At 64.4% G+C, this 25230-nt stretch carries 19 protein-coding genes; 1 reads left to right on the top strand and 18 read right to left on the bottom strand.

Annotated features, from left to right (window positions below):
• Window positions 1-4 precede the first annotated feature (4 nt).
• From ACODS0_RS23705 to ACODS0_RS23640, 14 genes are all read right to left on the bottom strand, one after another.
• Window positions 5-418 (bottom strand): ribonucleotide reductase subunit alpha, encoded by a 414-nt coding sequence (locus ACODS0_RS23705; RefSeq protein WP_488837534.1) that lies wholly within the window; start codon window positions 416-418, stop codon window positions 5-7.
• A 47-nt stretch (window positions 419-465) separates the two neighbouring features.
• Window positions 466-1137 carry a nitroreductase family protein gene (locus tag ACODS0_RS23700; protein WP_436130437.1) on the bottom strand — a complete coding sequence of 224 codons (672 nt, stop codon included), beginning with the start codon at window positions 1135-1137 and terminating at the stop codon, window positions 466-468.
• Between the two features lie 24 nt (window positions 1138-1161).
• A complete protein-coding gene (locus ACODS0_RS23695) occupies window positions 1162-2493 on the bottom strand; it encodes an NnrS family protein (RefSeq protein ID WP_488837532.1) in 1332 nt (443 codons plus the stop codon).
• Window positions 2490-6074 (bottom strand): LAGLIDADG family homing endonuclease, encoded by a 3585-nt coding sequence (locus ACODS0_RS23690; protein ID WP_488837530.1) that lies wholly within the window; start codon window positions 6072-6074, stop codon window positions 2490-2492. Before ACODS0_RS23690 ends, ACODS0_RS23695 begins: the two co-directional genes overlap by 4 nt.
• 96 nt (window positions 6075-6170) lie before the next feature.
• Window positions 6171-6851: a carbonic anhydrase gene (locus ACODS0_RS23685; RefSeq protein ID WP_436130440.1), complete on the bottom strand. Its 681-nt coding sequence runs from the start codon at window positions 6849-6851 to the stop codon at window positions 6171-6173.
• A gap of 27 nt (window positions 6852-6878) precedes the next feature.
• Complete coding sequence (locus ACODS0_RS23680; RefSeq protein WP_121422053.1) at window positions 6879-7685, bottom strand: peptidylprolyl isomerase; 807 nt, start codon at window positions 7683-7685, stop codon at window positions 6879-6881.
• A gap of 157 nt (window positions 7686-7842) precedes the next feature.
• On the bottom strand, window positions 7843-8577 hold the full coding sequence (narI, locus tag ACODS0_RS23675; RefSeq protein ID WP_055398430.1) for a respiratory nitrate reductase subunit gamma: 735 nt from the start codon (window positions 8575-8577) through the stop codon (window positions 7843-7845).
• The gene (narJ, locus tag ACODS0_RS23670) at window positions 8574-9275 is read right to left on the bottom strand and encodes a nitrate reductase molybdenum cofactor assembly chaperone (protein ID WP_488837527.1); all 702 of its coding nucleotides are present in this window, start codon (window positions 9273-9275) and stop codon (window positions 8574-8576) included. The genes narI and narJ overlap by 4 nt, the downstream gene beginning before the upstream one ends.
• Window positions 9276-9297: 22 nt before the next feature.
• Window positions 9298-10821 (bottom strand): nitrate reductase subunit beta, encoded by a 1524-nt coding sequence (gene narH / locus ACODS0_RS23665; RefSeq protein ID WP_121422051.1) that lies wholly within the window; start codon window positions 10819-10821, stop codon window positions 9298-9300.
• 23 nt (window positions 10822-10844) lie between these two features.
• On the bottom strand, window positions 10845-14648 hold the full coding sequence (locus ACODS0_RS23660; protein WP_488837525.1) for a nitrate reductase subunit alpha: 3804 nt from the start codon (window positions 14646-14648) through the stop codon (window positions 10845-10847).
• A 37-nt stretch (window positions 14649-14685) separates the two neighbouring features.
• On the bottom strand, window positions 14686-16104 hold the full coding sequence (locus ACODS0_RS23655; protein WP_055398426.1) for an MFS transporter: 1419 nt from the start codon (window positions 16102-16104) through the stop codon (window positions 14686-14688).
• Between the two features lie 24 nt (window positions 16105-16128).
• Window positions 16129-17421: an MFS transporter gene (locus ACODS0_RS23650; RefSeq protein ID WP_055398425.1), complete on the bottom strand. Its 1293-nt coding sequence runs from the start codon at window positions 17419-17421 to the stop codon at window positions 16129-16131.
• A gap of 291 nt (window positions 17422-17712) precedes the next feature.
• On the bottom strand, window positions 17713-18384 hold the full coding sequence (locus ACODS0_RS23645) for an IPTL-CTERM sorting domain-containing protein (protein WP_488837522.1): 672 nt from the start codon (window positions 18382-18384) through the stop codon (window positions 17713-17715).
• Window positions 18385-18594: 210 nt separating this feature from the next.
• Window positions 18595-19533 (bottom strand): IPTL-CTERM sorting domain-containing protein, encoded by a 939-nt coding sequence (locus ACODS0_RS23640; RefSeq protein ID WP_488837520.1) that lies wholly within the window; start codon window positions 19531-19533, stop codon window positions 18595-18597.
• A 384-nt stretch (window positions 19534-19917) separates the two neighbouring features.
• Here ACODS0_RS23640 and ACODS0_RS23635 point away from each other — a divergent pair, with 384 nt between their 5' ends.
• Complete coding sequence (locus ACODS0_RS23635; RefSeq protein WP_488837518.1) at window positions 19918-20925, top strand: helix-turn-helix transcriptional regulator; 1008 nt, start codon at window positions 19918-19920, stop codon at window positions 20923-20925.
• A 291-nt stretch (window positions 20926-21216) separates the two neighbouring features.
• Here the strand turns inward: ACODS0_RS23635 and ACODS0_RS23630 are convergent, their stop codons facing one another.
• From ACODS0_RS23630 to ACODS0_RS23615, 4 genes are all read right to left on the bottom strand, one after another.
• On the bottom strand, window positions 21217-21588 hold the full coding sequence (locus ACODS0_RS23630) for a hypothetical protein (protein WP_488837516.1): 372 nt from the start codon (window positions 21586-21588) through the stop codon (window positions 21217-21219).
• Window positions 21589-21717: 129 nt separating this feature from the next.
• Window positions 21718-22134: a globin family protein gene (locus tag ACODS0_RS23625; RefSeq protein WP_488837514.1), complete on the bottom strand. Its 417-nt coding sequence runs from the start codon at window positions 22132-22134 to the stop codon at window positions 21718-21720.
• Between the two features lie 299 nt (window positions 22135-22433).
• Window positions 22434-23204 (bottom strand): response regulator, encoded by a 771-nt coding sequence (locus tag ACODS0_RS23620; protein WP_488837512.1) that lies wholly within the window; start codon window positions 23202-23204, stop codon window positions 22434-22436.
• The gene (locus ACODS0_RS23615) at window positions 23201-25186 is read right to left on the bottom strand and encodes a type IV pili methyl-accepting chemotaxis transducer N-terminal domain-containing protein (protein ID WP_488837510.1); all 1986 of its coding nucleotides are present in this window, start codon (window positions 25184-25186) and stop codon (window positions 23201-23203) included. The genes ACODS0_RS23620 and ACODS0_RS23615 overlap by 4 nt, the downstream gene beginning before the upstream one ends.
• Between the last annotated feature and the right edge of the window lie 44 nt (window positions 25187-25230).

The following is a 25230-nucleotide window of genomic DNA, read 5'->3' as shown; positions in this document are numbered from 1 at the left end:
CGCCTCACCCAAAGCGCACGGGCTGGCCCTGGCGGTCGAAGGGGATGTAGGCACCATGCGCACCGCCCTTGATCGCATCCACTATGCGCTGCAAAGGCGCCTCGGCATCGGCGCTGGTGGGCGCCTTGTTCAGGGTGCCCGACATGGCGGCTGCGAACACCATGGCCCAGTCGTGGCCAGGGGCCGTGAACTGGCTGGCCTCACCGACCAGCGCGTCGAACGAAGGCAGCTCCTGTGGCGTCTTGTCCACGCACATCAGTGGCACCAGCGCGCCGCCCTGCCCGGCTTCATACCGGGCCCGCTGCGCGGGGGTGGCATCGTCGGGCAATTCAACGGCAGCAAACACGAACAGGAGCCGCTGGGGTTCAGGCTGCATGCGTGCCGCCTCAAGTAGATCGTCGAAGCTGGAAATGTTCATAAAAAATTTCGATGAATTAAAAATGCTGCGAGGAAGGCTCGGTCTTCTCAGAAGCCTGGCACCACGCCCTTTTGCGGGTCTAGCGTGCTCACATAGCTGTCTACTACAGGTCGAGCACGCGCCGCCTTGCGCGATTGCACGGTGCCAATGCTGACAAAACACAGCGCCTGCTCCCAGGCGTCCAGCTGGAACAAGCCGCGCAATCCGGGGGACTTGAGGGCCTTGCCGCTGGTGAGGGCCGATCCGAAGCCCTGTGCAGTGGCCATGAGCAACATGTTCTGCACTGCGCAGCCAGCGGACACCAAGCGCTCTGACAGGTCGATGGCGGGGTCGCCGCACTGGCTATCTACCACCACCAGCATGAGTACCGGGGCACGGTAGGCCTTTTCGCGGGCCTGCTCGGCCTGCTCGGGCGTGGCGGCAGGATCTCGTTCGCACAGAGCCTGCGCAAACACGTCGGCCAACGCCGGCCGCGCGGCGGCGGGCACCAGCACAAAACGCCAGGGCGTCAATTGGCCGTGGTCCGGCGCGTGGGCCGCAGCGCTGAGAATCTGGGCCAGTTCCCCCGCACTGGGTCCGGGAGCAGTCAGGCGTTTAGGCAGGATGGTCTGGCGCGAGTGGATCAGCGCGGCGGCCATGGCGGCGGTATCGTCTGGCGGGAGCGCAGCAGTTGGCACCTGCCGGGGGGCATGGTGCAAAGGCCAGGGAATGACAGCCATCACAGGTCCTTGAAAGAAGCTTCTTCAGCCCGGCCGGCCGTCGGCCCGCAGGCAACCGTACCACCGGCCCAGCCGCACACCCCATACGCCCATGGTGGCGGCCCACAGGAAAGCCGCCACCGGCAGCACCCACACCCACGCCATGCCAAAAACGCCCGGCACTTCTGCCGCAATGCGCAACACGGTAGCCACCTGCAGCAGCCAGAACAATGTCCACGCCGTGTGGTCAGCAACCAGCGCACGGCCACTGTGCCCACACGACACCCGCGTCACCATGGCCAGCATCAGCGATGCCAGGCAGCCCATGGTCAGGGCATGCAGCGCTCCCAGGCCCAGGGTTCCCATGCCATAGCCCCACGCCAGCCACCGCGAAAGCCCTCCGAGCAGAAAGGCAAGGCCGAGCCACAGGAAACCGATATGCAGCATGGCCAGCAACCTGTTCTTGAGGCTTTGTACCAGCCCCCAGACACAGGCCATCCAGACCAGCACGCCCCCGATCACCAACTGCAGCGTGCCGTGCACCAACCCCCAGGCCGGCCCCGCAGCGCTGGCAGGCAACCCGAGCCAATCCAGCCACACCGCCAGCACCTGCAGCACGGCGGCCGCCAGCATCAGCCACAGCACCCAGAAAGGCCGCCAGGCCTGCACCATGGGCATGGCACTGGAGGTGAAAAATGGAATCATGCGGTGCGCCACCGTGACATACACCACCACTACAAACCCCCACAGGCCGGTGAAGACCCAGGCACGTGCGAGCGCATGGGTGCCCACAGCCAGCCCCAGCCACAGCCCAACAAGGCTGATGCATCCCAGCGTACAAGCCCAAGCGATGGTGCGAGCATGTAACTGGTCCTCGGCCTGGCTGCGCCGCACACGCCCCCAGAACTGCGCGGTCATCCAGACGAGGCCCGCCGTCGCCACCGCCAACCCGACCAGCGCCACGCCCACCCACAGGTGCGCGCCCGCCAGCCACAACAGCCACCCCACCGCCTGCGCCACCAGCGGTGCGCGAATCGCCTCCACTGGCAAAGGCTCCACCCCGAGCCATTTAGGGCCTGCTGTGAACAGGAAGCCGGAAAAGAACAGGGGAATGAATCCGAACGCCATCACGGCCGAGTGCACCAGTGTGGGAGACACTGCATAGTAAAGCCCCCACCCACCGCTGGACCGCGCCACCTGCACCAACGCCCACCACCCCCCTGACACCACCAGCACCACCATGGCTAGGAAAAACCCCAACCGGTGCGGTGCCAGCATCAGATAGCGCCAGCGCCATTGCCTGTCCAGCGACGCCAGCATCTCCGGCGACGGTTTTCCCGACGCGGTGCGCAGGGGGATGACGGGCCGAGAGGTCACCCGCAGGTCCCCAGATGCCCGCACTGCGTGCAGTAGTCACAACCATCCTTGCGGATCACGGCATGGGCGCCACATTCGGTGCATTTCTTGCCCGCCATGGCCTGGGGCACAGCCACCGGGGGCGGTGCAGGCTCATCCAGCGGCAGCTGCTGCTGTACCGGGTCGGCCACGCGGCGCGCCAGGATGTTCTGGATGGCATAGGCCATTGCCGCCACCTCGGAGTCGTGCCACATGGGCACCAGCGTGCCGTCGTCCTTGCGATGGGTGCCCAGGCGCACGGGGCCGCGGTCCCAGGCGACCTTGCGCATGTCCGACAGCGCCCGCTCCAAAAAGCCGCCACGCGCTGCGAGCGACAACATGCGCATGCTGGACGTGATCCACTGCTGCGACTCGCCGCTCTGGCCCACGGGCATGAAGAACTCGATGGCGCGGTCCACCGTACCGTTGCCCACGCCCGTGGGCACGGGCAGGAAGGACACGATGAGGTACAGGGTCTTGTGCCCCTCTTGCGTCCAGTATTCGAGCTTCTCCGCCACGGCAGAGAGACCGCCTTGGGGGCGGCTTTCGATGACGGTGCGCATGGGATCCACCGGGGGTGCGGGTGGCACCATGGGCGCAGCAGCAAGCGTGGGCGCAGGTGCAGCGTGGGTCTCCAGCACCGACCCCAGGATGGCGTTGGGTCGGTAGGTGGCCAGGCCCTTGAGCTTGGCGCGCCAGGCCTGAAGGTACAGGTCCTTGAACCCTTCGTAGGGGTAGTCGGCAGGGATGTTGACAGTCTTGGAGATGGCCGTGTCCACAAAGGGCTGCACGGCCTCCATCATGGCGATGTGGCCTTCGGCGGGCATGGCGAGGGCCGAGACGAAATAGTCCGGCAACGCCTCCACATCCCCGCCCAGCTCGCGGTACAGGCGCCAGGCATGGTCTTCCACCGCGTATTCGGTCGTGCTGCCGTCGGACTCGCGCTTCTTGCGCTTGTACATCCACGAAAACGGCGGCTCGATGCCGTTGGAAGCGTTGTCGGCAAAGGCCAGGCTCACGGTGCCCGTGGGTGCGATGGAGAGCAGATGGCTATTGCGGATGCCATGCTGGCGGATGGCAGCTTGGAGCGACTCCGGCAGGCGGCTGGCAAACGTGCCTTCGGCCAGATAGCCGTTGGCATCGAACTTCGGAAACACTCCTTTCTCACGCGCCAGGTCCACCGATGCGGCATACGCTGCGTCGCGCATGTACTCGGCAATCCGCGCAGCCATCGTGCGGCCCTCGGGCAGGTCGTAGCGCAGGCACAGCATGGCCAGTGTGTTGCCCATTCCGGTAAAGCCCACACCAATGCGGCGCTTGGCCATCGCCTCGTCGCGCTGCTGCGGCAGCGGCCAGTAGGTCACATCGAGCACGTTGTCGAGCGCGCGCACCTGCAGCGCCACGGCTTTGGTAAACGCATCGAAATCAAACGCAGCAACCCCGCCAAAACCGAAGGGGTGGCGTACAAAGCGGGTGAGGATGATGGGGCCCAAATCACAGCAGCCATAAGACGGCAGCGGCTGTTCGCCGCAGTTGTGCACCACGATGCCGTTGGCGTCGAAGGCATGCACATCTGCCACGGTGACGTCGTAAACATCTTCCACCCCGGCATCCACCAAAGCCTGCACGGTGGCGGTGAACCGCTCGCGGTTGAGTGCACGCCGGTACTGCGCCAGCCCCTCTTGCAAACGCGCCGCTTTGTCTGTGTCACAAAAGCCCACCCGCTCGGCAAATACCGCGAGGTTGTCCCCACTAATGACCAGTTCGTGCTGCGCACGCGTAGCGTAGGTCTGCATGCCCCCTTTGCCATTGGGCAGGTTGCGCTCAGCCGCCGGGCGACGGTTGCGGTACAGCGTGGAAGCGATACCCATGCGCAACAACATGCGCTGCACAGTTTGCAGCAAGGCCTCGTCGCTTTGCGACAAGCGCACGCTCAAGCCTTTGTCCTGCGCACCTTGTACCGATCCATCGGCATCGAACAGCCCAGACAGCAGGCCCTGCGCAAAGGCAGACGATTGCCGCTCCATGGCAACCGTGATCGCCTTGTGGCCTGGCGCCATGCCCAGTTCGTGCGCGAGTTTCCAGAGCGCCGCACTGGCCAGCCGTGTCTCACCGCGTCCAGTCACAGGCCGCTGAAAGCCTTTGAAATCTGCACGGTGCGGCAACGTAGCCGCCGCAGCCATGGCGGCCCGCATGATGCCGTCCGCCCCGGTGGCCGCGAAAGCTACCGTGCCCTGTCCCACGGCTTTCAGCTCAGGCGCCCATACCGAAATCACGGCCTTGTCGGCCTTGAGGGTTCCGTCACCAATCAACAAACCCAGCAGGTAACCTTCTGCCTGCGTGCCTGCACCGCCCCAGCCCGCAAAGGCCCGGTGGTCGTGCAGCACAACCTCATCGCCCAGCTGCAGCTGCGCCGCCTCCGTCCATTCCACCTCCAGGCAGTAACGGGTCTTGCGCGCCACGCGGCGCACACGATGGTCTGCGGTAAGGCGCAGTACATGCCCCTCTTCGGTTTGCAACTGCAGCACGGGTTTGGTGCCGGTCTTGAAGAAGCCATGACTCTCGACCCGGTAAGCGCGCCCATCCACCACCGCTACAAACGGGCGCCCTACCAGGTCAGCCACTTGCGCAGGCCCTTCAGTGGTCATGACCCAGGTGTCTTCTGTCACACAAGGATTGGTCGCCGCGATGTCTTCGCAATAGCGCAGGTTGTTGTCTTCGTTGATGCGCCCCAGGAACAGGATACCGGGCTCGGCAAAGTCGTAGGCCGACTTCATGATGGTGTCCCACAGCTCGCGTGCGGGCACGGTGGCATACACCCACTGGCCGTCTGCACGCTGGTGGGCGCCCTGGGCGAGCAACGCAGCGCCGGGGCGAGCCTTGTGCACCAGCTCCCACTGTGCGTTTTTCTGCACGGCTGCAATGAACTCGTCCGAAACGCCCACCGACACATTGAAGTTATTCCAGCGCCCTGGCGTGCGCTTGGCCGTGATGAACTCGTGCACATCGGGATGGTCGATGCGCAGCACGCCCATCTGCGCCCCCCGCCGCGCGCCCGCGCTCTCCACGGTGGAGCAGGACTGGTCGAACACGTTCATGTAGCTGCACGGCCCCGATGCCATGGAGGCGGTGGCCTTCACCTGTGCGCCCTTGGGACGGATGCGGGAGAAGTCATAGCCCACGCCCCCGCCACGGCGCATGGTCTCGGCCGCCTCACGCAACGCTTCGTAGATGCCCGGAAAGCCTTCGTCATCCACGCCCTGGATGCAGTCACCCACGGGCTGCACAAAGCAGTTGATGAGGGTCGCCTGGATGTCGGTGCCTGCTGCGCTCATGATCCGGCCCGCGCCGATGGCGCCTGCCTTCAGGTTGGCGAGGAACAAGGCTTCGTACTTGTCGCGCAGCTCCGGTTTTTCGACCGAGGCCAGAGCCCGCGCCACACGCTGGTACAGCTCGTCGGCGGAGGTTTCGCCAGGTTTGAGGTATTTCTCCCGCAGCACATCCAGGCTGATGGGCTGCAGGGACGAGGTGGGCTTGAGGGGGGGCTGAGGTTCGCGTTTCATGGGGGCCGATGATTTGGGTTTCACGCCTGTGAGGTCTTGCGTTCCATCAAGAGGGCCTCATTCCTCACGGATCTGCCGCGAGAATGCCGGACAAGGTCAAAGCTCGTCCAGAAGAACTTGCCCATCATGCTCCACGTAAGGGTGGTAGGGGCCGGTGCCGCTGTTGTCCGCCAGCGAGGCCGGCACAAAACCGCCCGTCTTGACATCAAACACATGGACTTCTCCTTCCTCGATCACGTAGTGCCAGCCGTGCAGGCTGATCTGCCCTGACTGCACACGGCTGCGCACCATGGGGTACTCCATGAGGCGTTCGAGCTGCAGCACCACGGCGCGCTGCTCAGTGCGGCGCAGCACCTCGGGGCCCGCCTGCATGGGCAACAGGGCCTCGCGCCCCAGGTCCAGCCAGCGGTTCAGGTTGGGCGCTTCGGGCGAAACCTCACCATACATCGCCTTGATAGCCCCACAGTGACTGTGGCCGCACACCACGATGCGGCGCACGTGCAGGTTGAGCACTGCAAACTCAATGGCAGCCGTCGTGCCATGGTGGCCGTGAGATCCGTCATACGGCGGGATGAACGCACCCACGTTGCGCACCAGGAAAAGCTCCCCCGGGCCCGCGCCGGTCAACAGGTAGGGCACCAGGCGCGAGTCGGAACAGCCGATGAACAACGTGGTGGGGTGCTGCCCCTCGTCCACCAGCGTCTGGAACTGTTCGCGGTACTGGGGAAAGGCGTCGTCGTGAAAACGACGCAGGCGATCAAGGAGCTCGTCGGGCATGGCGCGATCAGATGGCGTGCAATGCGACTACTGTACAAGCGGAGAATCGGCCGCGTCCAGTGCCACGCCCTCCACCACGGCAGCGCCCGCCAGCAATTGCAGGTACTGCCTCAATGCGTTCACCCAGGCCTGCTGGCGCAGCGTGAGGGCGATGGCCTGGCGCACCTCTTCGAACGAAGGCTGCTGCCCGGGGTCGCGCGCCACCACCTCCACCACATGCAGGCCAAACCGGCTGTGTACCAGGCGTGCCAGCACACCGATCTCGGCGCTGCCAAACACCTCGCGGGCGAATTCGGGGGCACAGTCGGCGCGGGTGAGCCAGCCCAGGTCGCCGCCTTGCTGGCCGCTGGGGCAGTTGGACCACTGCGCAGCCGCCTCGGCAAACTTGGCGCCACCATCGTCTGCACAGCGCAAGTCAATCAACATGGCCTCGGCACGCAGGCGCAGTTGCTTCACATCCACGCCCGGCGTCACGGCAAAAAGCACGTGGCGCAGCTGGGCCCGCTCGCCCTGGGCGTGTGCCGCAGGGTGGGCGTCGTGGTAGCGGCGGCAGGCTTCTTCCGATGGGTCGGGGATGGGTAGCTCTCGCTCCAGCAGCTGCTCGATGGCGTTGGAGGCCTCGGTGCTGATAGCTCCCTCGACGCCGGGCACATCGTCTGCTGAAAGCAAACCCGCCTGCTGGGCCGCTTGGCGCAACAGTTCAGTGCAGGCACGCTGGCGCAAGGCTTCGTCATCCAGCCAGTCGGCCGTTGAATTCAATGCCACGCCGTTGATGCGCGCCACCGGGGCCAGCCCCGTGGGCTGAGGGGCCGCCATGGCGGGCGTGTCTGCCATGACAGTCGCCCCTACCGTGGCAGACAGCGCTTCGTAAGCGGCCGTTTGCTCGGGGGAAAGCACGCTTTGGGGGGCGCTCTGACTCGTTGCACTGGTGCTGCAACCGCAGCTACCGGTTCCACATCCGCTCATGGTGTGCTCCTTATGCGATACGAACTCAAACACCACGGCGGTCTTGCGACTGCGTGTGGCCGGGTGGCAGGTTCAGGCGGCGCGCACGCACCACCTGGTAGGGGCGCAGCACATAGGCCAGCGTGCCAAAGCCGCTCCATACATGCACCAGCCGGGTGAACGGGAAAACCAGGAAGATCGTCATGCCCAGGAACATGTGGGCCTTGAAGATCCAACCCGCTTCGGCCAGCAGCTCGACGCCGCCGCTGCGGAAGGTCACCACGCGCTGACCCCACTCGGCCAGCTTCATCATCATGGAGCCGTCCAGATGCTGCGCCGACAGCGGAATGGTGGCCAAGCCCAGCGCCAGCTGCAGCCACAGCAGCACCAGGATCAGGATGTCGCTGGTCTTGGACGTGGCGCGGATGCGGTCATCCGACAGGCGCCGGTGCAGCAGGATGGACAGGCCAATGAAGCCCAGCACGCCCGCGATACCGCCCGTCACCATCGCCATGATCTGCTTGGCACCTGCAGTGATAAAGCCTTCGTACAGGAAGTGCGGCGTGAGCATACCCACGGTATGGCCAAAGAACAGGAACAGCACACCGATATGGAACAGGTTGCTGCCCCAGCGCAGGCTGCCGGTGCGCAGCAGCTGCGACGAATCGCTTTTCCAGGTGTACTGGTCGCGGTCAAACCGCGCCCAACTGCCAATGAAAAAGACGGCCAGGCAAATGTAGGGATAGATGCCAAACAAGAGGGTGTCAAGCCAGGCGGTCATACGGAGACTCCTTCTGGTGCCCGCTCGGTGCGGGGGGTACGAACAAAATGCAGAGGCTGCGGCTGGTCAGGCTTGGCCTGGCCCTGGGTGCTGCAACCGCCAAACGCTTCGGGCTCGGCCCAGACCTCGTCCATGGGCGGCTCGGGCGTGAGCGCCACCGACTGCACGCGCTGGCCCGACACTTCGAGCACCGCAGCAATCACGCTGGCATAGGGGCTGCTTCTTGCCACCAGCGCACTGAACAGCGCGTTCAGGATGTGGGCCATTTCGCCCAGGAACTCCTTGGCCACTTCGGGCGGCTGGGTGGAGGCGAACTCCAGCACCACCGGCAGGTGATCGGGCAGCTCTTCGGCTTCAAACTTCAGGCCTGCTTTGTCGTAGGTCTGCAGCAGATCGATGAGCGCAGGCCCCCGGTCGCGCGAGTCGCCGTGCACATGCTCGAACAGGTGCAGCGAGGTCTGGCGGCCCCGGTCGAAGTTGCCCACGTAGCGGGCTTCGGCTTCCAGCGGGTCGAGTGCAGCCAGGTGCTCGCACACTGCCTTCAGCTCATCCATGCGATCAGCCGTCAGGGCTTGCTCGGCCTGCAGCGCGTCGATGAGCTGCGGCATCACGCTGCGCAACTGCGCATCGGGGTAGCTCAGCAGGTAGCCCAGAGCGCGCAAGGTCAGGCGCACGGAGGTCGGGTTCTTCTTGAACATGGTGATTCCTTCCTGTGTGCAATCAGACCGTGGCCTTGATCGGGATCGTGCGGGGCTTCTTGCCACCGAACATGCTGGTCTCGGTGGCGCCATCCGAGCACCCGTTGCCAAACGAGAAGCCGCAGCCGCCCCGGATGTCGAACGCGTTTTCGGCGTATTCGCGGTGGGCCGACGGGATGACGAAGCGGTCCTCGTAATTGGCAATTGCCATCACGTGGTACATCTCCTCGACCTCGGCCATCGACAGGCCGGCCTGCTTGAGCACGGCCAGGTTCTGGCGCTGCTCCACGTGCTTGTCGCGCTGGTAGGTGCGCATGGCCAGCATGCGCTCCAGCGCCCGCACCACAGGGCCGGTATCGCCAGCGGTGAGCAGGTTGGCCAGGTACTGCACGGGGATGCGCAGCTGAGACACATCGGGGATATCGCCATTCACGCCCACATGGCCCGCGTTGGCAGCGGCCGTGATGGGCGAGAGCGGTGGCACATACCAAACCATGGGCAGCGTGCGGTACTCGGGGTGCAGTGGCAGGGCCACCTTCCATTGCACGGCCATCTTGTAGACGGGGCTGTTGCGCGCGGCGTCCATCCAGCTGTCCGGGATGCCGTCGATGCGGGCTTGCTTGATCACGTCCGGGTCGTTCGGGTCCAGGAAGATGTCGAGCTGCGCCTGGTACAGGTCGCGGTCGCGCTCCACGCTGGCAGCTTCCTGGATGCGGTCTGCGTCATACAGCAGCACACCCAGGTAGCGGATGCGGCCCACGCAGGTTTCCGAGCACACGGTGGGCTGGCCTGCTTCGATGCGCGGGTAGCAGAAGATGCACTTCTCGGCCTTGCCCGACTGCCAGTTGTAATAGATCTTCTTGTAAGGGCAACCGCTGACGCACATGCGCCAGCCACGGCACTTGTCCTGGTCGATCAGCACGATGCCGTCTTCCTCGCGCTTGTAGATCGAGCCCGAGGGGCACGATGCCACGCACGCCGGGTTCAGGCAGTGCTCGCACAGGCGCGGCAGGTACATCATGAAGGTGTTTTCGAACTGGCCGTAGATGTCCTTTTGCACATCGTCGAAGTTCTTGTCCTTGCTGCGCTTGCTGAACTCGCCGCCCAGGATTTCTTCCCAATTCGGGCCCCACTCGATCTTCTCCATGCGCTTGCCGGTGATCAGGCTGCGCGGGCGGGCCGTGGGTGCGGCCTTCGTTTCAGGCGCCGACTGCAGGTGGTCGTAGTCGAACGTGAAGGGCTCGTAGTAGTCGTCGATCTGCGGCAGGTTGGGGTTGGCGAAGATGCGCATGAGCAGCTTCCACTTGCCGCCCTGACGGGGGGCGATGGAGCCGTCAGGGTTGCGCACCCAGCCGCCGTTCCACTTGTCCTGGTTTTCCCACTCCTTGGGATAGCCGATGCCGGGCTTGGTTTCGACGTTGTTGAACCAGGCGTATTCCACCCCGGGGCGGCTCGTCCAGACGTTCTTGCAGGTGACGGAACAGGTGTGGCAACCAATGCACTTGTCCAGGTTCAGCACCATGCCGATTTGTGCGCGAATTTTCATCGTGTTTCTCCTTGTCTTCGGCTTCAGGCGTGGGCTGCCGTGCTGGACACGGGCTCGTCGTCGAGCCAGTCCACGCGGTCCATCTTGCGCACCAGCACGAACTCGTCGCGGTTGGTACCAATGGTTCCGTAGTAGTTGAAGCCGTAGCTCAACTGCGCATAGCCGCCAATCATGTGGGTGGGCTTGAGCACGATGCGCGTGACCGAGTTGTGGATACCGCCACGGGTGCCGGTGATCTCGGAGCCGGGGGTGTTGATGATCTTCTCTTGCGAGTGGTACATCATCACCATGCCGGGGTTTACACGCTGGCTCACCACCGCACGGGCTGCAATGGCACCGTTGGCGTTGAAGAGTTCGACCCAGTCGTTGTCCACGATGCCAGCGACCTTCGCGTCGTCCTCGCTCAGCCACACCACCGAGCCACCCCGGTTGAGCGTGAGCATCATCAGGTTGTCGCTGTACGTGCTGTGGATGCCCCACTTCTGGTGCGGCGTGATGAAATTCAGCGCGATCTCGCGGTTGCCATTGGGCTTCTTGCCTTCGACTTCTTCCAGCGTCTTGAGGTGTACCGGTGGGCGGTAGCTCACAAAGCCTTCGCCAAAGTCACGCATCCACGGGTGGTCTTGGTAGAACTGCTGGCGGCCCGTGAGGGTGCGCCATGGGATGTACTCGTGCACGTTGGTGTAGCCGGCGTTGTAGCTGACCTTTTCGCTTTCCAGGCCCGACCAGGTGGGCGAGCTGATGATCTTGCGCGGCTGCGCCTGGATGTCGCGGAAGCGGATCTTCTCGTCTTCGCGGTGCAGCGCGAGGTGCACGTGGTCGCGCCCCGTCTGCTTGCCCAGTGCCTCCCAAGCCTTGCAGGCCACGTGGCCGTTGGTTTCGGGGGCCAGCATCATCACCACTTCGGTGGCGTCGATGTCGGTCACGATGCGGGGCATGCCTTGCGTCACGCCCTCTTCCTTCACACGGCCGTTCAGGTCACCCAGTTGGCCGACTTCGGTCTGCGTGTTCCAGCCGATGCCCTTGCCGCCGTTGCCTGCCTTGTCCATCAAGGGGCCCAGGGCGGTGAAGCGCTTGTAGAGGTTGGGGTAGTCGCGCTCGACCACGGTGACCTGCGGCGCCGTCTTGCCGGGGATGAGTTCGCACTCGCCCCGCTTCCAGTCGCGCACGCCGTAGGGCTGGGCCATTTCACCCGCCGTGTCGTGCATGATGGGCGTGAGCACCACGTCCTTTTCCACGCCCAGGTGACCCACGCTGACCTCGCTCACGGCCTTGGCGAAGCCCTTGTAGATCTCCCAGTCGCTCTTGGCCTGCCAGGCAGGGTCCACCGCCGTGGACAGCGGGTGGATGAAGGGGTGCATGTCGCTGGTATTGAGGTCGTTCTTCTCATACCAGGTGGCCGTGGGCAGCACGATGTCCGAATACAGGCAGGTCGTGCTCATGCGGAAGTCGAGCGTGACCAGCAGGTCCAGCTTGCCTTCGGGTGCGTTGGTGTGCCACTGCACTTCCTCAGGCTTGGCTTCGTCTTTGCCCAGGTCCTTGCCCTGCACGCCGTGGGTGGTGCCTAGCAGGTGCTTGAGGAAGTATTCATGCCCCTTGCCCGACGAGCCCAGGATGTTGGAGCGCCACACGAACATGTTGCGCGGCCAGTTGGACGGATGGTCCGGGTCCTCGCAGCTCATCGTGAGCGTGCCGTCCTTCAGAGACTTGACGACGTAATCCTTCGCGTCCATTCCCGCTGCAGCGGCATCCTTGGCCACCTGCATGGGGTTGGTCTTGAGCTGGGGCGCTGATGGCAGCCAGCCCATGCGCTCGGCGCGCACGTTGTAGTCGATCTGCGCGCCGTGGTAGGCCTTCTTGTCAGCCAGGGGCGAGAGGATTTCCTCCATGCCCAGCTTCTCGTAGCGCCACTGGTCGGTGTGAGCGTAGAAGAAACTCGTGCTGTTCATCTGGCGGGGTGGGCGGATCCAGTCCAGCGCAAAGGCCAGCGCCGTCCAGCCCGTCTGTGGGCGCAGCTTTTCCTGGCCCACATAGTGCGCCCAGCCGCCACCGCTTTGGCCAATACAGCCGCACAGCATCAGCATGTTGATGATGCCCCGGTAATTCATGTCACTGTGGTACCAGTGGTTCATGGCCGCGCCGATGATCACCATGGACTTGCCCTGGGTCTTGTGCGCGTTGTCGGCAAACTGGCGCGCCACGGTGATGATCTGCTCGCGCGGCACGCCGGTGATGGCCTCTTGCCAAGCGGGGGTGTAGGGGCGGTCGGCGTCGTAACCGCCACCAGGCTCTTCGCCCGGTAGGCCTCGGTCAATGCCGTAGTTGCCCGCCAACAGGTCGAACACGGTGGCCACCATCACGCGGCCCTGGGCTTCGTGCCCGGCTAACTCCAGGTGGGACACCGGCACGCGGCGCACCATCACGTCGCCACCTTGTTCGTTGGCCGTGAAGTTGGGCGTTGCCACTCCGCCAAAGTACGGGAAGGCGACATCGGCAATGTCGTGGGCCTGCTCGCCATCTTCGATCACCGACAGCTTGAGCTTGACGGTGTTGCCGGTGCGTGCTTCCTTGTTCTCCAGGTTCCACAGGCCCTGGTCGGGGCGGCCGTCCGCCCCCCAGCGAAAGCCGATGGAACCATTGGGCAGCGTGACCTGGCCCAGCTCGTCGTAGCCCACAGTCTTCCAGTCGGGGTTGTTCGACTGGTCGAGCTGGCCGGGGAAGTCGCTGGCGCGCACATAACGGTCGGGCACCATCACCGTGCGGCCATCGGGCAGCGTCTTTTCCTTGAGCACCACCAACAGCGGCAGGTCGGTGTAGCGGCGCGCGTAGTCGTCAAAGTACGCACTGCGGCCCTTGCCACCGTCCTTGAAGTAGAACTCGTTGAGGATCACATGGCCCATGGCCATGGCTACGGCGGCGTCGGTGCCCTGCTTGGGGTGCATCCACAGATCGCCCAGCTTGGCGACTTCGGAGTAGTCGGGCGTGATGGACACCACCTTGGTGCCCTTGTAGCGCACCTCGGTCAAAAAGTGCGCATCGGGCGTGCGCGTCTGGGGCACATTGGAGCCCCAGGCAATGATGTACGAGCTGTTGTACCAGTCGGCCGACTCGGGCACGTCGGTCTGCTCGCCCCAGGTCTGCGGGCTGCTGGGGGGCAGATCGCAGTACCAGTCGTAAAAACTCATGCACACGCCGCCCATCAGGCTGAGGTAGCGGCTGCCTGCAGCGTACGAAATCATCGACATCGCCGGGATGGGGGAGAAGCCAATGATGCGGTCGGGCCCGTGCTTCTTGATGGTGTACACGTTGGCCGCAGCGATCATCTGGTTGACTTCTTCCCAGGTGCTGCGCACAAAGCCGCCCAGGCCGCGCTGCTTTTGCCATTCGCGCTTGGAGGCATCGTTCTCAACGATGCTGGCCCAGGCGTCCACAGGGCTCTTGGCCAGGGCGATGGCGGCGCGCCAGTGCTTGAGCAGGCGGCCACGCACCATGGGGTACTTCACGCGGTTGGCGCTGTACAGGTACCAGCTGTAGCTGGCGCCGCGTGCGCAGCCACGGGGCTCATGGTTGGGCAGATCAGGGCGGGTGCGGGGGTAGTCGGTTTGCTGGGTTTCCCAGGTCACGATGCCGCCCTTGACGTAGATCTTCCACGAACAGGAGCCAGTGCAGTTCACGCCGTGGGTGCTGCGCACGATCTTGTCGTGCGCCCAGCGGTCGCGGTAGGCGTCTTCCCAGGTGCGGTCTTCACCGTTGGTTTCGCCATGGCCTTGGGCAAAGGTCTCGCGGGGCTGCGAGAAGTACGAAAGGCGATCGAGGAAATGGCTCATCGAAGGGCTCCTTTTCTGATTTCTGTTCTGGGGTTGACTAGCAAGGCATCTCGGCGTGCTTGCGTGCGTAGGTCCACCAGGTGATCACGATGCAAACGAGATAGAAGGCGAAGAACGTCCACAGTGCAGCGTGGGGGCTGCCGGTCAGCGCGATGGAGCTGCCATAGCTCTTGGGGATAAAGAACCCGCCGTAGGCGGCCATGGCGGCGGTGAAGCCCAGCGTAGCCGCGCCCAGGGTGTTGCCCTCCTTGTTGGCGCTGGCCACAGCGGCGGCGTTGTGCTTGTCCACGCCGCGCATGGCTTCGGTCAGGAAGATCACGGGGATCATGCGGAAGGTCGAGCCGTTGCCGATGCCGGTGGTGAGGAACAGCACCAGGAAGCACACGAAGAAACCTGCAAACTGGCCTTCGTTGCCGCCAGGGCCACCGGAGGGCAGGAAGAACGTCACACCCATCACGGCCACGGCCATGACGATGAAATTCCACAGCGTGACACGCGCACCACCGAGCTTGTCGGCCAGCCAGCCACCAAAGGGGCGGATCACGGCGCCCACCAGCGGGCCCAGCCAGGCATAGGCCAGCGGGTTGATGCCAGGGAACTGGCTCTTGATGAGCAGCGGAAAGCCCGCTGCATAGCCGATGAACGAGCCGAAGGTGCCGAGGTACAACACGCACATCAGCCAGTTGTGCTTGCGCTTGAAGATGGCGGCCTGCGCGGCAAAGGAGGCCTTGGCATCGGCAATGTCGTTCATGCCGAACCAGGCGGCCAGCGCCGTCAGCGCAATCCATGGCACCCAGATGAAGGCGGCGTTCTGCGTCCACACCTGCACGGTCTGGCCGTTCTTGACGATGGTCTGGCCTTCGCCACCAAAGATGCCGAAGATGCCTGCCGTGACGACCAGCGGGCTCAGAAACTGCACCACCGAAACGCCCAAGTTACCCAGGCCTGCATTCACGCCCAGCGCTGAGCCCTTGCGCTCCTTCGGAAAGAAGAAACTGATGTTGGCCATGCTGGAGCTGAAGTTGCCGCCGCCCAGGCCGCACAGCAGCGCCAGGATGAGCATGGTGGGATAGGTCGTGGTGTTGTCTTGCACCGCAAAGCCGATGCCAATCGCAGGGATCAGCAAGCTGGCGGTGGAGATCGCCGTCCAGCGGCGCCCACCCACCAGCGGCACCATGAATGAATAAAAGATGCGCAGCGTGGCGCCCGAAAGCGCGGGCGCTGCGGCCAGCCAGAACAGCTGGTTGGTCGAATACTTGAAGCCCAGGCCCGGCAGGCTCACGGCAACCACGCTCCAGACCTGCCAGATGGCAAAGGCCAGGAACAGCGCGGGCACCGAGATCCACAGGTTGAGCTTGGCGATGGCTTCGCCTTCGCGCTCCCAGAACGATTTGTCCTCAGGAGCCCAGAGGGTGAGCAGACGCCCCTGGCGCCTACTGGCGGGTGTGGCAGACATGGTGTTTCCTTGGAAAGTGGAAGTTCAGCGGCCAGCCGCAGCAGCCGGTGCTGCCTGCGTGGCCATCAGATCGGTGCGGCGCACTTCGGTGAAGTACATCCAGATGAGCGAGACCCACACCACGCCGTACATCAGCATGAAAGCGCTGGAGCGGATGCCGGTGAGGTCCATCAGCGCGCCGAACAGGATGGGCAGGATGAAGCCGCCCATGCCACCGGCCAGGCCCACAATGCCGCTGATGGCACCGATGTTCTGGGGGTAGTCGTCGCTGATGTACTTGAAGACACTGGCCTTGCCAAAGGCCCAGGCAATGCCCAGCAGGAACATGAGGCCCGTGAACAGGTACACATTCAGGCCGATGTGAAAGGTCTTGGGGCCGTTGACGGTGACGATGGTGAAGTCGGTCTGCGGGTAGCTCAGCAAAAACAGGCAGATCCAGCTCACCCACATCACCCACCAGGTCACGCTGTGGGCGCCGTACTTGTCAGAGAGCATGCCGCCGATGGCGCGCAGCACACCACCGGGCAGCGAGAAGCACGCGGCCAGCAGTGCCGCCACGCGAATGTCGAGGCCAAACTCGCCCACGTAGTACTGCACCATCCACAGCGACAGTGCCACATAGCCGCCAAACACAATGCTGTAGTACTGGCAGTACTTGAGCACCTTGGGGTCCTTGAGCGCCTTGAGCTGGTCGGTGAACTTGACGTTGCTGGGCACCAGGTGGGCCGGGTCGCTGTAGCTGAACAACCAGAACAGCACCAGCGTGCCGAGCATGATGGCCGCATACACCTGCGGCACCATGGTCCAGCCAAATGCCACCAGCAGCACCGGTGCGACGAACTTGTTCACCGCCGCGCCCGAGTTGCCCGCGCCATACACACCCATGGCAGTGCCCTGGCGGTGCTTGGGGAACCAGCGCGCCACATAGGGCGTGCCCACCGAGAACGAGCCCCCCGCCAGGCCCACAAACAGGCCGATGGTCAGGAAGTGCCAGTATTCCGTGGCGTAGCCCATCAGCCAGATGGCGGGCACGGTGGTGGCCATCACGGCGGCCATCACGATGCGGCCGCCGAACTTGTCGGTCCAGATTCCCAACGGCACCCGAACCAGCGAGCCCGTGAGCACAGGCATGGACATGAGCAACCCGAACTGCGTGGAGTTCAGGTTCAGCATCTTCTTGATAGGGATGCCGATGACGCCGAACATCATCCACACCATGAAACAGACCGTGAAAGCGAAGGTGCTGACGATCAGCACCGACCAGGCCTGGCGGGTGCGCTGTGGGCTGTCGCCCGGGGGCAAAGGGGTATGTGCCATTGCGCGGTTCCTCTCTTTTTGCATGAGAGGAATGGTCGCGTTTGTGGCGACCTTTGCACATCCTTCGCTCGACCAGCACGAGGGGCGGCAGAAGGACTAGTGCGCGGCTTGGGTCTATCGCTCGAAAGAACTATGCCCCCCGGGCAGCCCCTGCAGCCCCGGGATGGCGCTTGGATGCCTACCCCACCTGATCAGGCTGCGCTTGCCCGCCATGGAGCGGCCCAAGGGCCGAAGATCCGTAGGAAATCTGAGAAAGGCGCTGACTCCGCCCAGCGCCCAATAGCGCGGCACTCACATGCGGCGGCGGCTCATCGTCATCCAGCCCACGCTGATCATCACCAACGCCAGCAGCAACAGGCCCCATTCGCCCAGTGTGGGAACTGCGTTGGCGGCCACGGGCGGAAGGCCTGTGACGGTCCAGGTGCCGTCGGTAGCACTCTCATCGCGCCAACTGGAAAACACGCCTCCCGCACTAGAGGCATAGCATTTGTCCCCCAGCGGAATCGACTCAACATTGCTGCACACCGCGTTGTGCTGCCCGCCTTCACCCACCAACAAATAATCAAGATGATCTCCCGCCGCATGGGGTCCAGGCGTTTGCCAGCGCAGCAGCACCACAGTGAGTTGAAGCCCTCCTCCAGTGGTCGTGGCCGATATGCTGTGGAGCGTCACCTGCGGGTCGCCGCTGGCGTAAACGGTCAGACCGTCGGAGAAGGAAAACGAGGTGACCTGCGCCGCAATGTCTTGGTTATTGAGATTCGCAGGCAACGGAACGACCGTGGTGAAAGAGCCTGTCTGTGCCATTGCCGTTGTATAGCCCCCGCAATTGCCCATGCCCGGCGGGCAAGCCGTGAAGTTGTGCAGTTCAGAAGCGTTGTAGGCAGGGCCTGTATAGGTATAAGTGACAGCCCAGGCGCCTGCCTGCAAAAGGGCCGCAGCCAGGAATACAAGGTATTTTTTCATTGTGTTTTTCGCCAAGTGAGTGAAGTAGCCGATGCGTTTTTTTGATGAAAATAGCCTTCAGCGCTTATTTGACAAGTGCTGAAAGCTATATTTTTTGTAGCATTTTGAGCCAGCAGGGCCGTGCGCCGCCTAGCAGACACGTGGCGATCTGCTACCCAGCAGCGCAGGGCTGGCGGTGCTTCCCCCGCAGCCGAAGGTGTGCGTACGTTTTCATGCCGCAGGCCAACGCGATGCGGTGCGGCGCCGCACCTGCCACCAGCCTGCGCCACCCATTAGGCAGGCCATCAGCAGCAGGCCCCATTCGCCCAGCGTGGGCACAGCCGTTACGCCTGCGGCGGCTGGTGCGATGGCCATCGTGAACGTCTGCGCTGCGCTGGGCATCACGCCGTTATTGGCCGTGATAGTCACACTTTGGCTGACCGCACTGGTGGGCGTGCCGGTGACAGCGCCCGTGTTGGTGTCGATGACAAGCCCCGGCGGAAGGGTTCCCGCGTCGGTGAAGGCCAGGGGAGCCGTGCCCGTGGCCACCACCTTGAAGTGGTAGGGGACGCCCACCGTGCCACCGGGCGGTATGGCACTGGTGATGGTAGGGGCCGTCGGCACCGGGGACACCGATGTCTGCCACCCGCCACTGCCGATGTGCGCAAAGGCAGTGCTGGTAGAAGCGTCTCCGTTCACAAGAACGCAGGTACCTAGACCGCCCGTTTGCTGGCAGTACACATTGGAATTGCTGAGAATGTTGACCGACATAGAGTTGAGGCGGTCATTGACGCCATGGTTCACTGACTGCCAGCGGCTCAACCCAATGTTCTCGTTCACGATGTTGCCCACCGGATCGGTCGAAACGAATGCATACGCCAGCCGGGTCTCGGGGTCCGCACTGTCGTACTGCGTGATGCCATCGTTGAAGGAATACGACTGGATCAAGGCTGCGATATTTGCACTGGCCAAGTTGGAGGCCAAGGGTGCCGCAGTGGTGAAGCTTCCCGTCTGCTGCATGGCCGTGGTGAAGTTTTCGCAGGTGGGTGTGGCACACGGAGCCGTGAACAGACTTGGGTTGTTGTAGAGGGGCCCGGTGAAGGTGTAAGTGGTAGCCCAGGCACCGGTATGGAGAAGGACTGTAGCCAAGAGTGCAAGATATTTTTTCATGGGAGAGTCCATCAGCAGATTTGAAACAACGGCTCTAGCGCTTATCTAGCAAGCGCTATCAGCTATCTTTTGACGAGCAAGTGCGCCCGTGGTGCCTCACAGCCCCAGCCGCCCGCGCGCCCGAACAAAATTCCTTGTGGCAGGCCGGGGCAAGGAAAACGCAGGTTTTTTTCATGACGCGATCAAGTGGGCTGGCTTCTAGGTGTGCTATCCCATCGAGAGCACAGAAGCTAGCAGTAGAGGATGGCTAGGCTGCAACGCAGTCTATGGAGCGCCTCTGCGCTGCGCCCCACCCCCAGGGGTTGGGCAACGACACATTCGATGTGGTACGTTGTGGCACACGCATTGCACTAATGCGCTGCAGCAAAAACCTCCACCCCATTCATGCCTCTCACCCGCGTTCAGCAGCGGGCCATTGCGCGCCTGCAGCAGATGGCTTGTCTTGATTTCAACGGGCCCCAGCTCATTGAATCCGTATTGCACGAGCTGCACTACCTCATTGGCTTTGACTCGGGCGCGTACTTCTATCCGGGTGGCAGTGGGGGGATGGATGCGTATCTGGAGCCATCCGTCGGAAGCGCCACGATCCACATGTACTTCGAGCCAGAAGTGATGGCCAGTGAGCGCCAAGTGATGCGCCGCAGCGGCCATCAATTTGCAGAGGCCGTGCGCTTTGACCATGGACCACAAGTGCTGGAGCAACTTTTGGCCGTGCCCGTCAGCGAGTTGCTGCGCAGCGATTTCTACAACCTGACGCTTCTGCCTGCGGAAGTGTTTGATTGCCTGAGCCTGGTGCTGCGCACGCCTCAGGGCGAGGGTCTGGGCACGATCAAGCTGTACCGCAGCATGGCTTCGTCGCGCTTTGGGGTGCGAGACTTGACGATGCTCGGGCGGCTGGAGCCGTGGCTGGCGCGGATTCTGCAGCCCGGGGAGCTGGACACGCAGGACAGCGTGGTGCATGACAGTGCCATGCTGGTGACCACGCCCCAGGGGAGGTTGCTGTGGACGTCACAAAAATCCAATCAGCTGCTGGCGCAGGCCTTTGGTCCCAGCTGGCACCGCCGCTCTGAGCTGCCCCCGGCGCTGCAGGCGCTGCTGCAGCGCCTGCATTTTGCGGGGCGCCATAGTGACAGCCGCAGTGCCCCTGCGCCTGCGTTGCCCCAGCTGGACCTGCACAACGCCAGCGGCTGGTTCAGCCTGCGCGCGCTGGGGCTGCCGCAGCGCCAGCACGAGCTGGCCTATTGGCTGGCGCGGGGCTTGCCCGAGGCGCAGATTGCCGAACGCATGGGGATCAGTGCCAACACCGCCACCTACCACCGCCGCCAGATTTACACGCGGCTGGGGGTGCAAAACCGGCAGGAGCTGCAAGCCCGTCTGCTGGCGCCCCGTTGAGGAGCCTCCGGTGGGGCGAGGGTAAGAGCCCGGTCAAAAGGGGCTTCATGAAGAAACACCCGGGCTTCGCTCCCTTCGGCTTTTCAGCCCGATCAGGGCAGGTCCAGCTAGGAGTGTGGGCGGCAGAAGGCATCGAAGCGAAACGTGCGAAAACCGAGGACCGCGTGGTGCTGCCCACAAGCCCAGGGCGGGCCCCTGGGCGCAGGAGGTAGTACCGCGCGAGACCGGTTTATCGCGCGTCGCAGCCGGTGCTCCTTCTGCTGCCCACACTCCTAGGCCAGTTAAGCGCCACTACGGCACCGGCACAACCCGCACCGCTGGTGTGTAGGGCTCAACGCGCAGGCTGTCGTGCGCCAGCACGCTGATCTTGGCCCGGGGGGCCATTTCCAGTGCGCCGTCGGCTGCCTTGCGTGTGGCGTATTGCCAGAAGGTGAGCGCGCCTTTGGCGGCCAGGGCCTGGCCAATGGCGGCGGCTTCGGGGCGCGGGGCACCGGCCTCGTCCGGCGGCACGGCAACGATGACATCGTCCTTGACCGTAACGATCTTGAACAGCAGCGGCTTGGTGGTGTCGGCCATGGCAGTGACAGAGGCGAAGACGGTAGCAAGGGAGACTGCTGCCAGGCTTGCGGCTGCGCCGAAGCGGCGCAAGGAGGTGATTTTCATGCGTTGTTGCTCCTGTATCGATGGGGGCCAGCGCCCCGGCACCGGGTGCTGACAAAAGCATCATGCCCCGGGGCGTGCAACCAGACAAGGATCGGTCACCTGGGCAAGCAAACCGCCCACGCTGCAACGCTACGCCCCTGCGGCCCCCGCCCGCATGGTGGTGCCCACGTGGGCATATAAGGCACCCCATGCCTCGCGCGTGGCGGGGTTGAAGGCGCCTCCAAGTGCTTCGGCCAGTGTGTCGAGCAGCGCCGCGCCCACCGTGTCGTAGTGCGCGGCCTCGACGCCATAGCCCGCGTGCCGTTTGCCAAGTGCGCGCAGTGCGGCGTCCAGCTGCTCGGGTTGGCCGAGCATGCGCACGGCGCTGCCGATCATGTCCAGCAGCTTGCGCGCCTGTTCGTTCATGTCGGACGAGGCGAACAGCCCGCTGATAGCGGGATCGCGGGCGAACAGCTTGGCGTAGAACAGCGCACCCGCCTTCGAGGCGACAGGAGCAACCTGCGCAAAGCTCTGGCGAACCAGATGGATTTGTTCGGGGGAGATCAAAGGCTTCCTCAGCAATGCGGCCGTTGGCCAGTGGCAGGTAGAACACTGGAAAGAAGTCTATGAAGTTCCCCCGCGCTGCGCCCCACCCCCAGGGGTTGCATGACGACAGGCCCTATGCGCTATGGGCGACGCGCTATGTGCGATTTGCGATGTAGCGGGCGTGACGGCTTCATGCGCCGGGCCTCGCGCAGGGCGCGCTTGTGCAGGTGCACCGGCTCGCGCGCAGGGTGGTCAACGGCAAATCCCTGGCCGACCACGGCGGTTGCACTGCCGCGCTACTCCTAGTGTGGTGTTGCACACTAGCGCTGGCGGTCCGATGCGTAGACCGCCGCCTGCACGCGCGAACTCAGGCCCAGCTTGCGCAGGATGTGCTGCACATGGATCTTGACCGTGGTCTCGGCGATGTCGAGTGTGCGCGCGATTTCCTTGTTGCTGGCACCGCGCGCGATCTCGCGCAGCACGTCTTCCTCACGAGGGGACAGGGGCGCGGCGCCGTTGTTGGCAGCCTCGGGCGGCTGCGTGGACGCACCCGCCCCGGCAGGCCCGGCTGGGGCGATGAGCGCTGCCGCTTCAGCCACCCCTTGCGACTGGAACGCGGCCACCAGTTTGCCCATGAGTTCGGGGCTCACCACGGGCTCGCCCCGGGCCGCGCGGCGGATGGCCTGGGCCAAAAGATCGCCGTCGATGGTCTTGAGCAGGTAGCCCTGCGCGCCGTTGCGCAGTGCGGCGGCCAGGTCCTGCCCGTCTTCGCTGACGGTGAGCATGAGCACGCGCGAGGCGGGCGAGACTTCGCGCAGGCCCCGGATGGCGTCCACGCCCATCACGCCGGGCAGGTGGTTGTCCAGCAGGATCACCTGGGGCAACAGCTGCGGCGCCAGGCGCAGGGCCTCGGCGGCATCGCCCGCCTCGCCCACCACGAGCAGGCCCGCGTCCTGCCCCAACAGTGCAATGAGCCCCCTGCGGAAGAGCGTGTGGTCGTCCACCACCAGCAGCGTCACAGGCGGCTCTGCGGGGGGTTGGTGGCTCACACCGGCGGGGGGGGCCAAGGGGATGGCGGTGGTGATGGTCATGCGGTGGTGGCCACCCGGCCTGCGGCCATGGCGGGTGTGAGTTCTTCGCCAGAAACCGCGCCTTGGGGGGCTATGGCCGCTGCGGACGGAGGTGCAGACTGGGAGGGCATGGTGGTGGCAGCAGTCACCGTGGGCAGCTCGATGCACACGCGGGTGCCCTGGCCCGGGGTGGATTCAACCTGCAGCACGGCACCCACGCGGTGGGCACGCTCGCGCATGATGCCCAGGCCCACATGTAGCGAATCGGGCGGCACGGTGGCCACGTCGAAGCCCTTGCCGTTGTCCTGCACCTCAAAGCGCCAGCGCGGATGCCGGTGCACGAGCAGGTCCACCCGCGTGGCGCCCGAATGCTTGCGCACGTTCGACAACGCTTCCTGCACCATGTGCAGCACCTGGATCTGCAAATCGGGCGCCAGCGGCAGGCCATGGCCCACCATGCCCAGCGTGGTGGCCATGCCGGTCTGGTGCTCGAACTTGGACAGCGTGGCGCGCAGGGCCGATTCAATATCCTCGTCGTTGGTGCGGGTGCGAAAGTGCACGAGCAGCTCGCGCACGTCGGAATAACACTCGCGCACGCCGACATCCAGCTCGCTGATGCTGCGGTCGCGTTTGGCCTCGTCGCCACGGTTCACGGCGTCGCGCAGCAACTGCGTCTGGATCTTGAGGAAGGCCAGCGACTGGGCGATGGAGTCGTGCAGCTCGCGCGCCAGCATGCTGCGCTCTTCGGCCACGGCGGCTTCGCGCTCCAGGGCTGTGGCGCGCAGGCCTTCCATGGCGCTGGCCAGGTGGCGCGTCATGGCTTCTAGCAAATCGCGCAGTTCGTCGGTCAGCTCAATGGGCGAGCGGAAGAACAGGTCCACCTCACCCAGCAAGCGCTGCTGCATCTGCACCGGGATGGTCACCATGGTTTCAAAACCCGCCTCGCGGCAATGTGGCAAGGCGACGGTGGTTGATGGCGTGATGGGAATTACCCGCGTGCGCGCCTGGGCCTGGGGCTGGCCGCACAGGCAGGTGCCGGTGTGCAGGCAGTGCTCGCCCTCGGCCATGGTGCGGGGCAGGCCGTCACCGGCCAGCAGCACATAACGTTCATTGGCCTCGTTGGACCAGCGCACCGCCGCAGCATCGGCCCCGGCCACGCGCCGGATCTGCTGCACAAAGCCTTGGGCCAGCAGCTCCAGGCTGCTGGCGGTAGAAGCCAGCGCGCTCACCTCATACAACGCGGCGAGGCGCTGGTTCTGCACGGCGATGCTTGCGGTTTTCTCCACCACCTTGTGTTCCAGGTCGTCGTGCGATGCCTGCAATGCGTGCGCCATGAGGTTGAAGCCCGCCGACAGCTGGCCGAACTCGTCATCCGTATCCACCGGCAGGCGGGTGCCGAGCTCGCCCTGGCGCAGCCGGGCCTGGGCCTGCTGCAGGCGCGCCACGGGGTTGATGACCAGCAGATAGCTTGCGGCCATGAAGGTCACGGCGGCAACAATGGCCAGCGCCATCATGAACAGCTGGAACAGGTGCAGCGCCGCCGTCCAGCCCGCAATCTGGATCTCGATGGCATCCACAAAACCATCGACCTGCTGCACAAACGCATCGGCTTGCGCCAAGGTCTGCGCGCGATCGGGGGGCAACGTGGTCACCCAGCCGCTGCGCGCCTGGGCCCACTGGGTGCGTATGGCCTCGAAGCGCGAGCGGGTCTCGTCGCTCCAGGGCACAAACAGCGGGCGTGAGGGGTCGCCCGTGCGCAGCAGGTCCAGGCTGGCATCGAACAGGCGGGCACGCTCTTGCACCGCCTCGGTGGGTTCGGTCTGCAGCACCAGCACCATGCGCAGCATGTTCATGCGCAGGCGGCCGGCCTCGTTGACTGCGGCGGCGCCGCCTTCGAGCTTCCAGGTTACCCACAGCGTGAGGCTGATGGAGGCCAGCGCCACCAGCAAAAAACCCGCGCCCATGGCCAGGAGCTTGGTGGACAGGGTGGGCTTGGTGCGCATGCAGGGCAGTGTAGGCACCGAGCCTGCGCCGACTCTTGACCTGG

Source organism: Acidovorax sp. FG60 (genome assembly GCF_057808995.1).
The sequence above is the reverse complement of the archived record's forward strand: the minus strand, read 5'-3'. Positions and strand labels throughout refer to the sequence as shown.

Excerpts from the sequence above, each read along its gene's own strand:
- ACODS0_RS23705 (WP_488837534.1), bottom strand. The coding sequence starts at position 418 with ATGAACATTTCCAGCTTCGACGATCTACTTGAGGCGGCACGCATGCAG.
- ACODS0_RS23700 (WP_436130437.1), bottom strand. The coding sequence starts at position 1,137 with ATGGCTGTCATTCCCTGGCCTTTGCACCATGCCCCCCGGCAGGTGCCA.
- ACODS0_RS23690 (WP_488837530.1), bottom strand. The coding sequence starts at position 6,074 with ATGAAACGCGAACCTCAGCCCCCCCTCAAGCCCACCTCGTCCCTGCAG.
- ACODS0_RS23685 (WP_436130440.1), bottom strand. The coding sequence starts at position 6,851 with ATGCCCGACGAGCTCCTTGATCGCCTGCGTCGTTTTCACGACGACGCC.
- ACODS0_RS23680 (WP_121422053.1), bottom strand. The coding sequence starts at position 7,685 with ATGGCAGACACGCCCGCCATGGCGGCCCCTCAGCCCACGGGGCTGGCC.
- narI (WP_055398430.1), bottom strand. The coding sequence starts at position 8,577 with ATGACCGCCTGGCTTGACACCCTCTTGTTTGGCATCTATCCCTACATT.
- narJ (WP_488837527.1), bottom strand. The coding sequence starts at position 9,275 with ATGTTCAAGAAGAACCCGACCTCCGTGCGCCTGACCTTGCGCGCTCTG.
- narH (WP_121422051.1), bottom strand. The coding sequence starts at position 10,821 with ATGAAAATTCGCGCACAAATCGGCATGGTGCTGAACCTGGACAAGTGC.
- ACODS0_RS23660 (WP_488837525.1), bottom strand. The coding sequence starts at position 14,648 with ATGAGCCATTTCCTCGATCGCCTTTCGTACTTCTCGCAGCCCCGCGAG.
- ACODS0_RS23655 (WP_055398426.1), bottom strand. The coding sequence starts at position 16,104 with ATGTCTGCCACACCCGCCAGTAGGCGCCAGGGGCGTCTGCTCACCCTC.
- ACODS0_RS23650 (WP_055398425.1), bottom strand. The coding sequence starts at position 17,421 with ATGGCACATACCCCTTTGCCCCCGGGCGACAGCCCACAGCGCACCCGC.
- ACODS0_RS23645 (WP_488837522.1), bottom strand. The coding sequence starts at position 18,384 with ATGAAAAAATACCTTGTATTCCTGGCTGCGGCCCTTTTGCAGGCAGGC.
- ACODS0_RS23640 (WP_488837520.1), bottom strand. The coding sequence starts at position 19,533 with ATGAAAAAATATCTTGCACTCTTGGCTACAGTCCTTCTCCATACCGGT.
- ACODS0_RS23635 (WP_488837518.1), top strand. The coding sequence starts at position 19,918 with ATGCCTCTCACCCGCGTTCAGCAGCGGGCCATTGCGCGCCTGCAGCAG.
- ACODS0_RS23630 (WP_488837516.1), bottom strand. The coding sequence starts at position 21,588 with ATGAAAATCACCTCCTTGCGCCGCTTCGGCGCAGCCGCAAGCCTGGCA.
- ACODS0_RS23620 (WP_488837512.1), bottom strand. The coding sequence starts at position 23,204 with ATGACCATCACCACCGCCATCCCCTTGGCCCCCCCCGCCGGTGTGAGC.
- ACODS0_RS23615 (WP_488837510.1), bottom strand. The coding sequence starts at position 25,186 with ATGCGCACCAAGCCCACCCTGTCCACCAAGCTCCTGGCCATGGGCGCG.